The following is a 12,961-nucleotide window of genomic DNA, read 5'->3' as shown; positions in this document are numbered from 1 at the left end:
GGGAAACGGCGCCGGCCGTTAGCGAAAAAATCGCGTAAGGAACCCGGGGGCCCTAGGCCGCCGCGGCCATCGCCGCGGCCGCGCGGCGGCGGACGATCTCAGCGGTCTTCTCGTCGCGGCTGTAGGCGATGTAGCCGGCGGCCAGGTCGACATAGAGACGCGCCAGCCCCTGGTCGCCGCCGTCGCCGGTGCGGACCACGTGCAGGATGTCCTCGATGTACTGGTCCAGGCGTCCGTTCAGCTTTTCCAGCACCTTGGCCCGGCTCGAGCCGTAGCCGCTCTGCATGGCGCAGCCGCGGATCTCGGCGATGAACACCAGCACCGCCGTCAGCCGCCGGCCGGCGACCTCGTCGGGCTCGGTCGTCAGCTGGGGCACGCCCTTGCCCTTCTTGCCGCCGAGGATCGAGATCGGCCGCAGCGGCAGGGCCGCCAGGAATTCCCGCTCGGCGCCGTTCATCCGCATCTCGACCGTCTCGGCGACGGCCTGCTTGTGCTTGGCGATCCGCCGGCCCCAGGGACCGTCCTTGGCCAGGTTCACCGAATGCTCGAACTCGGTGATCTCCTGCGAGACCTTCTGGGCGGCCAGGGCGGCCTTGCGGCCCTCGGCCTCGCCCTTGCCGGCGTCGAAGTTCGCGATGAATTCGATGTTCCTGGCGATGTCGGCCAGCACCCGCTCGCCGAACACGCTGACCTCCGAGGAGGCCCAGAACTTGTCGCCCGGCCGGTCCATCACCGCCGAGATCACCCGCAGGATCCGCCAGTCGTCCGGCAGGTGGGCGGCCAGGATCTCGAACAGCAGCGGTCCGGCGTCCGAGCGGATGGCGCAGGCGTCGTTATAGGCCAGCCGGGCCGAGGAGGCGCGCTCCTCGTTCATCTTGCTGACCCACTCCTGCAGTCGCGGCAGGGCCATCCGGACGATGTGCGCCAGCTCCAGGCACGAGGCCAGCTCGTCGATGTCGCAGATGGCGTCCAGCGCCTGGAAGCCGGGCTCGGCCTGGGCGCGCAGGCCCTTGGAGGCGATCTTGCAGAGGTCGTTGAAGACTTCGGGCGGGCCCTCGTCCAGGTCCCACGGATTGCAGCGCGCGGCGGCCTCCTCGACCTCCCTCGGCGCCACGGTCCTCAGCGCGGTCCACAGCAGGCTCAGGGTGCGGGGCGGGAACGAGGTCTGCTCGGTGTCGCGCTTGGCGCACAGCGGGACGATCGGGGCCAGGACGCTGTTGCGGACATAGCGGGCGGCGGTCTCGTCCTCGACGAGGCCGCGCACGGCCGCCAACGCGCCTTGCCCGCCGGCCGGACCGGCCAGGGCGAGTTCGAGACTGCGCAACGCGGCGTCGGGCGCGGTTTCCACCAGCTTCCGAACCATCAGCAACTTATTGGCGGCGACCCCGGCCATAACCCCCCGCTGGACCAGCCCGCTCCCGGGCCGCGTCAACCATGTTGCCAACGAGGTTAAGACTTTCCGAAACCATATGTTTTTGGTGGTCGAAGATCAGCGTCGAAACGTCGCTGGATCGTTGTCACCGGTGTCTGTCGAAAACCGACGAAATGCTGGGTTGAGCCAAAGGCGTGTTTTTCCCCTCACCGGGGAAATCGGGAAAGGCGCTTCGCCCCTACCCCTCCGAACGCGGCAGAATCAGCGTCACCCGCAGGCCGCCCAGGGGCGAAGCGCCCAGGGTCACCGAGCCGCCGTAGGCGCGGGCCAGTTCGTCGACGATCGACAGGCCCAGGCCCGAGCCCGGCGTGTGCTCGTCCATCCGCTGGCCGCGCTTGAGGGCGTCGCTCCACCGGTCCGGCGGCAGGCCAGGGCCATCGTCATCGACCGTAAGCGTCATCTGCTCGGGCGAGCTGGCCACGGCCTCGGCCCGCACCTTGCCCTTGCACCACTTGCCGGCGTTTTCCATCACGTTGCCGGCCAGCTCCATGAAGTCCTGGCGCTCGCCCTGGAAGCACAGGTTCTCGGGGCATCGCCAGTCGATCACGACGCCCTTGTCCTGGAAGATCCGCTCCAGGGTGACGGCCAGTTCGTCCATGATCGGCTCGACCGGCGTGCGCTCGCCCGAGGTCTGGGAGCGGGCGGCGGCGCGGGCCCGGCGCAGGTGGTGGTCGACCTGCTCGCGCATGGTCGCCGCCTGGCGCTCGACCACCTCGGCCAGCGAGCCCGGCTGCTGGGCGGCCTCGGTCAGCATCACCGACAGCGGGGTCTTCAGGGCGTGGGCCAGGTTGCCGACGTGGGTGCGCTGGCGCTCGACGACCTCCTGGTTGTGGGTCAGCAGGGCGTTCAGTTCGACCGCCAGGGGCTCCAGCTCCTCGGGATAGGCGCCCTCCAGCTTCTCGGCCCGGCCGCGCCGCACCGAGGCCACTTCGCGGCGCAGGCGGAACAGCGGCAGCAGGCCGACCCGGACCTGCACGACCACGGCGGCGATCAGGCCGCCGCCCAGGATGACCAGGGCCACGGCGGTGATGCGGGCGAAGCGGTCGGCGTCGGCGTCGATCGGCGTGCGGTCCTCGGCGGCGATGAACACCACCGGCCGCGGATAGTCCGGCAGCCGCGCCAGCAGGGCGGCGGCGCGCAACGGCCGGTTCTGCGGTCCCTTGAGGTCGAAGAACAGGGTCTTGCCCGGCTCGGACATCAGCCGCTCGGACTGTTCGGCCGGGATCATCAGGTCGCTGTCGAACAGCGAGCGCGAGCGCTCCAGCACGTTCAGCCCGCCGCCGCCCGCCGGCTGGTCGAAGATCGTCCAGTAGCGGCCCGAATAGGCCCGGGTGGCGCGGATGTCGGTCAGGACCGGGGCCTTCAGCACCCCGCCGTCGACGCTGGACCCGGCGTAGAGGTCGTCGGTCAGCACGGCCAGCGACTGGTCGAAGCGCCGGATCGCCGCGTCGCGGAACTGGGCGGTCAGGAACACGCCCGCCAGCACCAGCACCACCAGGTTCCAGATCCCCGCCAGCAGCACCAGCCGCCGGACCAGCGAACGCTTGCTGAGGTCCCACATGTCTAGCGGGCCCCGCAAGTTGGTTTGCAGCGCGTCCTTGTCGCGAAACCGCTCACACTTTCGCGGGACGCGCCGGCGGTCACTCGGTCGTCTCGCCTTCCAGCGGCGTCAGGCGATAGCCCAGGCCGCGCACGGTCTCGATGCGGTCGCTGCCCAGCTTCTTGCGCAGCCGGCCGATGAACACCTCGATGGTGTTGGAGTCGCGGTCGAAGTCCTGGTCGTACAGGTGCTCGACCAGCTCGGTGCGGCCGATCACCCGGCCCTGGTGCATCATCATGTAGTGCAGCAGGCGGTATTCCAGCGAGGTCAGGCGCAGGGGCTCGCCGTTGACGCTGGCCCGAGCGGCGCGCGGGTCCAGGCGCAGGCCGCCGCACGACAGGCTGGGCGAAGCGTGGCCGGCCGAGCGGCGCAGCAGGGCGCGCAGGCGGGCCAGCAGCTCCTCGGTGTGGAACGGCTTGGTCAGGTAGTCGTCGGCGCCGGCGTCGAAGCCCGCGACCTTCTCGTTCCACGAGCCGCGCGCGGTCAAGATCAGCACCGGGGTGGCGACATTGCCGCGCCGCCAGCGCTCCAGCACCGACACGCCGTCCACCTTGGGCAGGCCCAGGTCAAGCACGACGGCGTCGTAGGGTTCGGTCTCGCCCAGGAACTGGGCCTCCTCGCCGTCGGCGGCGTGATCGACGGCGTAGCCCGCGTCGCCCAGGGCCAGCTTCAGCTGGCGCGACAGGTCGGGATCGTCTTCGACAAGCAGGATACGCATGGAGGAGCCTCTGTCTCGTGACGCGATGGGGGAATTAGTTGGCGCTCAGGATCTGACCGGTCCGGGCGTCGACGATGAAGTCGATGCGGCGGCCGTCGGTGGTGGCCCAGCGGACCCGGTAGTTGGGGCCTTCCAGGCCGGCGTCAAGCACGCGGCCGGGCGTGCGCCGACCGATCTGCTCGATCACCCGGCTCAGCGGCACCAGCTGGCCCGACTGCACGCCGCCACGCGCCTGGTCCTGCCGGGCGCGCCAATCGGCGCCCAGCGAGTCCGGGCCGCGCTGCGCGGACGCCACGCCCGGGAGGGCGGAGGCGGCCAGGACGGCGACGAAGAGGAAGTGGATCGGCTTCATGGGCTCCGGTTTAGAGCTTGGCGGCTGAATAGAGGCTGAACACGGCCGTTATGGACGGGTAGCGTCGTTCTGTCACGGATTCGGCGCACGAAAGCAAAGCTTGCCGCCGCGCGGCCGATCCTGGCGCGGAAACGCCGCGAACGGAGCTTTCGCCCTGGACTTGCCAGTCAAATAACACGGTTCTAGCGTGCAATTGTTGCGTGTAGAACGCTGGGTTACAGCCCAACGTCCGGGCGCGGCGTCGGATCCTCACGAGGTCCGATCCTGAAGGTCCTTGGGGGGAAACACATGCGACCGTTCGGAAATCCACGAGGCCTGGCCCTGGCCTGCGGTCTGGCGCTGGGTCTGGTCCTGGCTCCAAGCTTGACCCTGGCCGCCGCCGACGCGCCGCCGCCCAGCGCCTCGCCCGCCACGGCCGACGGCGTGATCCAGGCCATCGGGGTCGAGCCCTCGAAACTGGGCGCCAATTCCGACCAGCTGACGTTCCTGCCGACCGGCGCCGCCTACCCCGTGGTGCTGACCGTGGACCGCGTCGCCGACAAGACGACCCTGGACCTGGGCGCCCGGCCCGGCGACCGCATCTGGCTGACGGTGGACGATCCGCTGAACCCCGAGCATGTGGTGCAGATCACCCGCGTCGCCCGGCCCGTGCCGGTGCTGCAGCGGCTGATCGCCCTGGGCGCCGCCTTCGCGGTGATCGTCGTCGTCGCCGCCCTGGCCACCGGCGGCAGGCCCTGGCGCTTCGCGGTCGGCAACGACAACCGCATGAGCAATTCCCAGACCCAGCTGGTGCTGTGGTTCGGCGTGGTCGCCATGGTCTATGGCGCGACCCTGATCCTGCGCGCCTGGTTCCTGGGCTGGGAGTTCATGGGCGGCATCTCGATGACCACCAACGTCCTGGCCATGACCGGCCTTTCGGGCCTGTCGTTCGGGGCCGCCAAGGTGGTGGCCGTGCAGAAGGCCTCCAACGCCGCCGCGGCGGCCGCCGCCACGGGCGTCGCCTCGGCCTCGGCGCCCGCGCCCGCCGCCCCCGCGTCCCGGCCCAGGGTCACCGACCTGGTGTGCGACGACTTCGGCGCCGCCGACCTGGGCGACTTCCAGATGATCCTGATCAGCGGCGTGGCCACGGTGATCTTCGCCTGCGCCAGCTGGGAGTTCCTGACCCTGGTCGACATCGTCAAGACCACCCAGCTGCCCGACGTCGACACCGCCCTGCTGGGCAGTTTCGGCATCGGCCAGGGGGCCTACCTGATCAAGAAGGCGGCGCTGCCGGCGGGGGCGGGGTGAGGGCGGCCGGGCCGGTTTAAAGCTCCAGCAACGCCTTCAGCTTGGCGCGGACCTCGGCCAGCACGGGCGCGGGGGCCGTCTGCTTCTTGCGGGCGCGGCGGGCGACCCAGTCCAGGCTTTTGACCTGATCCGCCAGAATGACGCTGGACTCTTCCCCCGGGATCACGACCTCGAAAGGGTATCCCTTTACCCTGCTGCTCATCGGGCAACAGACCATCATGCCACGCTTGCCATTGTAGGCGGCGGGCGACAGCACCAGCGCCGGGCGATGGCCGGCCTGTTCGTGACCTGCCTGCGGATCGAATTCCAACCAGACGATGTCACCGGCGTCGGGCACGTAGCCCGCCATCACCAGGCCTCTTGACCAACGGCGGGACCGAAGCCCTCGTCGTCGGGGAAGGTCTCCGGCTTCATGCCCGCCAACAGTTCATCCAGGGTGTAGGTGGGCGCGCGGACGGGTTCGATGACGATGCGCCCGTTTTCCTCGCGCACCTCGACCGCCTGGTCGACGCTCAGCGAGGCGGCGGCCATCACGGTCGCCGGGATGCGCACCGAGGCGCTGTTGCCCCACTTCTTGATCAGCACCTGCATGGTCGAACCTCCAGCCCTTGAGGCTGAAGCATCCTCCTCACGTCAAGACGTGTCAACAAATGTCGATACACTTACCGCCGCTTGGGCGCGTACGGCCGCTTCTCGCGCCACGTCTCCGCGAACTTCTCCAGCTCCGCGTCCGGCGCGTCCGGCAGGGTCACCACCAGCCGCGCGAACAGGTCGCCGCGGTGGCCCTTGGCGTCGGCCAGGCCTCGGCCTTTCAGCCGCAGCTTGGCGCCGCTGTTGGAGCCCTTCGGGATAGACAGGGTGACCGGGCCGTCCGGTGTGGGGGCCTCGACCTTGCCGCCCAGCACGGCGTCGGGCACCGAGATCGGCAGGTCCATGACCAGGGCGCCGTTCTCGGGCCGGTAGATCGGGTGCGGCTTGATGGCCAGTTCGATCATGGCGTCGCCCTGGCCGCCCCGGCCCGGACTGCCCTGCCCCTTCAGGCGAAGCGTCTGGCCTTCCTGGGCGCCGGCCGGGATGGTGACGTCGATCGTGCGGCCGTCCGAGAAGGCCACGCGCTTCTTGCCGCCCTTGATCGCCTCTTCCAGGTCGATGTCGAGCCGGGCGCGCACGTCGGCGCCCTTGGCCGCGAAGCCGCCGCCGCCGAAGCCGCCGCCCGCCCCGGCCCCCGCGCCGCGATTGCGGCCCAGGATGTCGCCGAACAGGTCGTTGAGGTCGATTTCGGGACCCTCGCCGCCGCCCATGCCGCCAGCGCGGCCGCGCCCGCCGAAGCCGGCCCCGAACGGGTTGCCGCCGCCGCCTCCGCCGAACCCGCCGCGCATGGTCTCGCGGCCGTCGGCGTCGATCTCGCCGGCGTCGAACTTCTTGCGCTTGTCGACGTCGCCCAGGATGTCGAAGGCGGCGCTGACCTGCTTGAACTTCTCTTCCGACTTCTTGTCGCCCTTGTTGGCGTCGGGGTGATGCTGCTTGGCGAGCTTGTGGAAAGCCTTGCGGATTTCCGCCGCGCTCGCGGTGCGGGAAACGCCAAGCTCCAGATAGGGGTCGCGCGCCAAGGAGGCTCCTCACGTCAGTTCGAAAAGGCGGAACGCCTCAATTAGGCCGTTCGGCGCGGCGCGCAAGCGTTATGTTGCATTAATATCACAGCAAGGTTCGCGATGCAGCGCCCCAGCCGAACAAGGCCGAGCCCTGAGCGATCCTGACAGCCAGGGCCCCGGCGGGTCCAGCGGGGAAATCCGCGGCGCGCTGGGCGGCGGCGTAGGTGAAGGTCGACGTCGTGGTTTCGGCCGTGCGGATCACGGTCTCGCCGTCCAGGATCTCGACGCGATAGACCTCGCGCTCCTCGCCCAGCGGGACCTCGGCGTCCCAGCCGTCGCCGGCCAGGCGGGCGCGGCGGATCCAGGTGACGACGGCGTCGCCGCCTTGCGTCCGAACACGCAGGTGGGCGGGCGACCAGGGCCGGGCCGACAGGCCGCGCCAGGTCTCGACCGTCTCGCTCATCGACGGTCCCGAGGCCGGACCGCCGGCCGGGGCGGCGCGCCAGACCAGCGGCAGGCCGCGCTCGGCGGAGGCCAGGTCGACGCGGACCAGGGCTTGATCCAGCATCACCACCGCCGCGCCCGCCGGCGTGAGCGACGCCATGGCCGGGTCGCTGCCGCCCTGGCCGCGCAGCAGGCCCGACAGGGTCCAGACGTCGTCGGCGACCGGCTCGGCGGTCAGGAACTGGACGAGCTGCCATTCCCCGCCCGCGCCGCGCACGGCCAGGGCGTTGGCGCCGGCCAGCACGGCGGAGCGGTCACGGCTGATCGGGCTCGCCCCCTCCAGCCGGACGGTCAGATGCGTGGCGTGGTCGAAGCGGTGCAGCGGGCCCGCGGGCAGGTCCGACAGGGTGAGGCCGACCGTGGCGGGAACCCCGGCGGTGGCCCGCACGCGCAGGGCCTCCTGGCCGACGCCGGCATGGATGTCGAACGGCCGCCAGGGCGCGGCGGCGACCGCGACCAGCGGCCGCTCGTCGGCTTGGCCCGGCAAATCCAGCACATGCAGCACCGGCGGGCCCGAGACCTCGCGCGGCGGGCCGGGCGACCAGTCCAGGTCGCCGCCCACCCGCACCGGATCGACCACCGGCGCCAGCTGGGCGCGGGGATGCTCGTCCAGATCGATCCGCGTCACCCGCCAGGTCGCGCCGTCCAGCGCCAAGCGATCGCCGGGCTCGAGCCGCAGGGCGGCCAGGGGCGACAGGTGGACGGTGGCCTCGCGCGGATCGGCGGCGGCCAGCAGGCGCTCGGTCACGGCGCGGGCGTCGGCTGCGGCCAGGACCAGCGGCGCGTCCAGATCGGCGCCGCCCTCCCCCGTGTCCCGCCGAACGATCACCGCGCCGGTCTGGTAGTCGCGGGCGGCGTCGATGAAGCGCAGACGCAGGGTCTGGACCGGGGCGGTCAGGGTCCGGGCGGCGGCGGCCGGGGCGTCGCGATCCTCCGGCCAGGCCAGGTCGTCGTCATCCAGCGTGACGGCCGCCACGCCCGAACGGCCGGCCAGCACGACGCCGTCACCGCGCTCGACCGGATCCAGGGCGAAGGCCTCCAGCAGCGGCGCCAGGGCGTCTCGCAGCCGCATCGGCCGGTCGATCACATAGCCGACGATCGAGCCGCCGGCCTCGCCGGGATCGATCGTCACGCCAGCCCGTCCGGCCAACGCCGAGACCAGTTCGGGCAGCGGCGCGATCCCGGAGCGGCCGTTCAGCCAGTGGCCCAGGGTCCAGTTCGGCCCGTCGGCCCAGACGGCGCCGCGGGCCGGGAAGTCGGGAAAGGGCCGGGCGTCCCAGCACCAGGCCGAGGCGCCGTCGATCATCGGCCCGCCATAGACCGGCGAGACCGGGTTGGTCGCCGGATCGGCCACGTGGGCCAGCACCGCCTCCAGCGCCCGGCGCTGGCCGACCTCGTCGCGGGTCCCGTCCGAGAACGGCGGCAGGGCGCTTTCGGCGCTCTTGGCGTCGACGAACAGGTTCGGCGCGTTCGCGCCCTTGTCGACCGCGCCGCAGCCGAACTCGACCAGCCGCAGCGGCTTCGAGCGCGGGACCCAGGCGGTCGGCGTCGCGGCCCGCGCGCCGCCGGGGCGGTTGAAGTGGATGTTGCTCCACCAGGCCTTCAGGTCCTTGGACCGGAACACCCAAGGCTCGGCATAGGCGCCGTCAGTGATCGGCGTGCGGGTCTGGGCCGTGCGCGCCGCGTCGGAGGCGTAGAACCAGTCGAAGCCCTCGCCGCCGGTCAGATTGGCGCGCAGGTAGTTCACGTCGTGCGGCCCGCCCTGCTGCGCGTCCAGGTGGTCGTCCCCGTCGCGCCAGTCGGCCATCGGCGGATAGAAGTCGACGCCGACGAAATCGATCTCGGCGTCGCTCCACAGCGGGTCGAGGTGGAAGTGGACGTCGCCGGAGCTGTCGCCCGGCTGGTGGCCGAAATACTCGCTCCAGTCGGCGGCGTAGCCCAGCTTGGTCGTGGGTCCCAGCAGGGTGCGCACCTGGCCGGCCAGGCTCTTCAGCGCGGTCACGGCCGGATAGGACGAAGCCCCGTCGCGCACCGTGGTCAGGCCGCGCAGCTCCGAGCCCAGGATGAAGCCGTCCACCCCGCCCGCCAGCTGGGCCAGCTTGGCGTAGTGCAGCAGCATCCGCCGCAGGCCCCAGTCGCCGGCCGGGCCGCCGTAGGTCGGCAGGCCGTCCGCCGCCCCGAACTGTCCCGCCGTCGCCGCGCCGAAGAAGGCCGAGACCTGGGCGGTCGCGGCGGCGGTCTTGTCGGGCGAGCCCGGGCGACCGGCGGCGGGATGGCAGGTGATCCGGCCGCGCCACGGATAGGCGCCCTGGGCCGCGCCGCCGTACGGGTCGGGCAGCGCATTGCCCGCCGGCACGTCCATCAGCACGAACGGATAGAGCGTCACCCGCAGCCCGCGCCGCTTCAGCTCGGCGATGGCCTGCAGCACGGCCCGGTCGGCGGGCGTGCCGCCATAGGCGGGACCGCCGCCGCCCCCAAGAGAAGTATTGGGCGAGACCACGGCCGCGTCGGCGCGCTCAACGCCGTTGACCCGCCAGTCGAACGGGATCGTCGCCTTGGCCGCCGCCTCCACCTTGGGACGGATCGCGCACGATCCGCAGCGCAGGTCGTCGCCGAACCAGGCGACCACCAGGGTCACCTCCTCGACGTTCGGCAACTGGGCCTGCATCTGGTCCAGCGACACCACCAGGTCGGGGCGCCCCTCGGTGTTGTTCAGGGTCTCGGCCGAGGTCCAGGTCAGGCCGTCTCGGCGCAGGACGATGTCGGTGGCGTAGACGAACTCGCCTGCGCCCGGGATCAGGCAGACGCCCTTCAGCCTTTCCTCAAGACCCGCTGGCGCGCCGCTGGCGCGCGGCCGATGGAAGACCTCGAACGACAGCTGCGGCGGCCGGTTGCCGTACGCCCCCAGCGGCAGGTCCTCGAACACCACATAGGCCGTGCCGCGATAACCGGGGCCCTCGCCCTCCACGGCCGCGATCAGCGGGTCGGGCGCCTGGTCCTCGGCCCCGGTGTGGACGCGCATGACCACCCCGGCCATGTCCATCGGCTTGCCGTCGGCCCAGACCCGGCCGATCCCGTCGATCGGGCCTTCGCAGACGGCGACGGCGAACGACAGGCTGTAGGCGGCGCTGGTGGTGCGCGGACCCTTCCCGCCTCCACCGCCGCCCTGGACGTCGACCCAGCGCTCCTTGAACCGCGCCGCCCAGATCACCTGGCCGGCCACGCGGACCCGGCCGAACACCGCCGCCATCGGCGCGCCCTCGGCCGCGCCCGACAGCCGCAGCATCGGGATGCGCGGCCCGACGTGACGGTCCGGCGCCAGGCCGTTGATCACGGCGTTGTCGATCGCCTGGCCGATGCTGAAACCGATCGCCCCGCCGATGGGGCCGGCCAGGGCCGAACCGACGGCGGAGAGGATGACCTGGGCCATGATGAAGTCCTGAGCGTCCGGAAACCCTCTCCCATGGGGAGAGGGAGGGGCCCATGCGCGAGCATGGGAGGGTGAGGGGGTGGTGAGTCCGACGGAGAGCCGGCAGGGCGCTTGCGTGAAATCGGTGAGGGCGTAGTCCCTCTCCCTCCCACCGCTACGCGGCGGGCCCCGCCCTCTCCCGCTGGGAGAGGGTGTCAGGAAAGCGAAAGGCCCCCGCCAGCCGCTCGCGCCACCAGCGGCCCAGCCAGCTCTCGACGCAGGCCCGGCCCCAGTAGGCGTGGATCATCCGGTCGTCGGCCGAGGCGATGGCGCAGTGCTTGGCCGGGACGCCGGGCGCCATGCGGAACAGCAGCACGTCGCCGGGGAGCGCGGCGGCGGGGTCCAGCGGGATCAGCCGCCGCTCGAGGGCCTCGCGCAGCAGCTCGCGCCCGCCCAGTTCGGCCCAGTCGGGGCGATAGGGCGGCGGGGTTTCGGGTTCGGGGCCGTGCAGGGCCCGCCAGACGCCGCGCACCAGGCCCAGGCAGTCGCAGCCGACACCGCGCAGGGAGGCCTGGTGCTGGTAGGGGGTGGCGAGCCAGAGGCGGGCTTCTTGGAGGGCGGCTGTGCCTATCGGTGTTTCGGCGGCGAACACTTGCCCCCTACGGATCGCTTCGCGATCGTCTTCCCCCGCAGGGGGAAGAGGCGCGCCGTGCGGCGTCCTCCGCCCCCGGTGGGGGCGGACAGACCGCGAAGCGGTCAGGTGGGGGCAAGTGGGTGAGCTACCGCCGCCCGCCGTCATTGCGCTCCCCTTCACTGGGATACAGCGTCAGGAAATCCTCGCCCGGCGCCGTCGGGAAACCCCGGAAGTTCAGGCCGTTGCCGAACACGTCCCGGCACGTGACCCACCGCTTGTCGCAAGCCGCCCCCGGAAACGCCGCGACATCCACCCCGCACCGCCCATCGCCGAACGCCGCGTCGCAGGACCGGCCGAACGTCCGCCCCGCCACGCGGTCCAACGCCGCCAGCGGTCCCTCCAGGGCCAGGGTGAAGGCCCCGCCCTCGGCCTTGGCCGAGGCGACGCGGGCCGTCCACAGCCGCACGGAAAGGCCCGGCGCCGACCAGTCGACCACCCGGCACTCGACCCGCGCCCCGTCATAAAGCCCGGCCGCCAGGTCCCCCTCCGACAGCGCCGCGTCGTCGAAGCCGCCGACCGCCGTGGACAGGCCCCGCGAGAAGCCGGCCGCGGTCTCGGCCGCCCCGGCGGTCCAGCCGCTGGCCGCCCGGCAGGTCACGCCCTCGACCACCAGGTCTCGGTCGTGGTCGGTGAAGCCCAGCACCACATCGTCGGCGCGGGTCAGGATCCAGGCGTGGCAGAGGGCCGCCGCGCCGCTGTCGAGGCGATCGGCCAGTTCGGCTGGAACGGCGCGCATCAGACCCGCACCTCGACCAGGGCCACCGCCCCGACCCGGGCGGCGTTGAAGCTTTCCAGGGTCACGTCGATGCGGTCGCCGTCGAAGCGCACCGGCACGTCGAACTCGAAGCCGGCGGTGATCGCCGCCCCCGCCGCCGGGGCGGCCGCCAGGGTGACCAGTCCGGTGGCCGTGTCGACCGCGAAGGCCCCGGCCGCCAGGGCGACGCCAGCCACCGCGACCTTGACCGTCCCGGCCGCCGGCTTGGCGATCGGCCGGACCACCGCCGTCGGGCCGGTCCCGTAGGTCTTGGCCAGGGCGAAGGTCTTGCGGACGCCGTCGCCGGTCCCGATAGGCTGGTCCGTGGCGGCCGGGGTTCCCGACGGCGCGCACGAGCGGCAGTCGGCCGGGTCGCGGAACCGGAAGCCGTGCAGCCGCCCGCGCCGCGCCTCGAAGAACGCGACCAGCTCGGCCGCGTCGTCCAACGGACGCGTCGCGGTGCCGATCAGATAGCGCCGCCGCCCCTGGCTCCAGGGGCTGGACCGCCGCTCGAAGCCCGAGGCCAGGGTCGTCACCTGGGTCCGCCGCTCGACCCCGCCGGTGCAGCCGAACGCCAGCCGCGCGGGCAGGCGCGTATCGTGGAACGCGGTCATGGCGG

At 72.1% G+C, this 12,961-nt stretch carries 12 protein-coding genes; 1 reads left to right on the top strand and 11 read right to left on the bottom strand.

The genetic code is table 11. The features are described from left to right. Positions 1–52: 52 nt before the first annotated feature. The 4 genes from AC1DMQ_RS01965 to AC1DMQ_RS01950 all read right to left on the bottom strand — a co-directional run bounded on the left by AC1DMQ_RS01965 (position 53) and on the right by AC1DMQ_RS01950 (position 4,102). Positions 53–1,393 carry a hypothetical protein gene (locus AC1DMQ_RS01965; protein WP_477031871.1) on the bottom strand — a complete coding sequence of 447 codons (1,341 nt, stop codon included), beginning with the start codon at positions 1,391–1,393 and terminating at the stop codon, positions 53–55. A gap of 217 nt (positions 1,394–1,610) precedes the next feature. After that, positions 1,611–2,993, bottom strand: coding sequence for an ATP-binding protein (locus AC1DMQ_RS01960; protein ID WP_477031870.1), 1,383 nt, complete (start codon positions 2,991–2,993; stop codon positions 1,611–1,613). A 79-nt stretch (positions 2,994–3,072) separates the two neighbouring features. After that, positions 3,073–3,750, bottom strand: a complete 678-nt coding sequence (locus AC1DMQ_RS01955) for a response regulator transcription factor (RefSeq protein ID WP_056442765.1) — start codon at positions 3,748–3,750, stop codon at positions 3,073–3,075. Between the two features lie 34 nt (positions 3,751–3,784). After that, entirely contained in the window at positions 3,785–4,102 is a 318-nt protein-coding gene (locus AC1DMQ_RS01950) for a PepSY domain-containing protein (RefSeq protein ID WP_477031869.1), read from the bottom strand. 288 nt (positions 4,103–4,390) lie between these two features. On the opposite strand from AC1DMQ_RS01950, the gene AC1DMQ_RS01945 reads away from it, so the two are divergent. After that, on the top strand, positions 4,391–5,389 hold the full coding sequence (locus AC1DMQ_RS01945) for a hypothetical protein (protein ID WP_477031868.1): 999 nt from the start codon (positions 4,391–4,393) through the stop codon (positions 5,387–5,389). 16 nt (positions 5,390–5,405) lie between these two features. Here the strand turns inward: AC1DMQ_RS01945 and mazF are convergent, their stop codons facing one another. From mazF to AC1DMQ_RS01910, 7 genes are all read right to left on the bottom strand, one after another. After that, a complete protein-coding gene (gene mazF / locus AC1DMQ_RS01940; protein ID WP_477031867.1) occupies positions 5,406–5,738 on the bottom strand; it encodes an endoribonuclease MazF in 333 nt (110 codons plus the stop codon). Next, positions 5,738–5,980: an AbrB/MazE/SpoVT family DNA-binding domain-containing protein gene (locus tag AC1DMQ_RS01935; RefSeq protein ID WP_477031866.1), complete on the bottom strand. Its 243-nt coding sequence runs from the start codon at positions 5,978–5,980 to the stop codon at positions 5,738–5,740. Before AC1DMQ_RS01935 ends, mazF begins: the two co-directional genes overlap by 1 nt. Positions 5,981–6,051: 71 nt before the next feature. After that, positions 6,052–6,999 carry a DnaJ C-terminal domain-containing protein gene (locus tag AC1DMQ_RS01930; protein WP_477031865.1) on the bottom strand — a complete coding sequence of 316 codons (948 nt, stop codon included), beginning with the start codon at positions 6,997–6,999 and terminating at the stop codon, positions 6,052–6,054. Between the two features lie 85 nt (positions 7,000–7,084). After that, positions 7,085–10,915 (bottom strand): baseplate multidomain protein megatron, encoded by a 3,831-nt coding sequence (locus tag AC1DMQ_RS01925; protein WP_477031864.1) that lies wholly within the window; start codon positions 10,913–10,915, stop codon positions 7,085–7,087. 154 nt (positions 10,916–11,069) lie between these two features. After that, the gene (locus AC1DMQ_RS01920; protein ID WP_477031863.1) at positions 11,070–11,546 is read right to left on the bottom strand and encodes a C40 family peptidase; all 477 of its coding nucleotides are present in this window, start codon (positions 11,544–11,546) and stop codon (positions 11,070–11,072) included. Positions 11,547–11,673: 127 nt separating this feature from the next. After that, positions 11,674–12,324, bottom strand: a complete 651-nt coding sequence (locus tag AC1DMQ_RS01915) for a baseplate hub domain-containing protein (RefSeq protein ID WP_477031862.1) — start codon at positions 12,322–12,324, stop codon at positions 11,674–11,676. Continuing rightward, a complete protein-coding gene (locus tag AC1DMQ_RS01910; protein ID WP_477031861.1) occupies positions 12,324–12,956 on the bottom strand; it encodes a phage distal tail protein, Rcc01695 family in 633 nt (210 codons plus the stop codon). The genes AC1DMQ_RS01915 and AC1DMQ_RS01910 overlap by 1 nt, the downstream gene beginning before the upstream one ends. Positions 12,957–12,961 lie beyond the last annotated feature (5 nt).

The organism is Caulobacter sp. 05L422 (assembly GCF_056397765.1).
The sequence above is the reverse complement of the archived record's forward strand: the minus strand, read 5'-3'. Positions and strand labels throughout refer to the sequence as shown.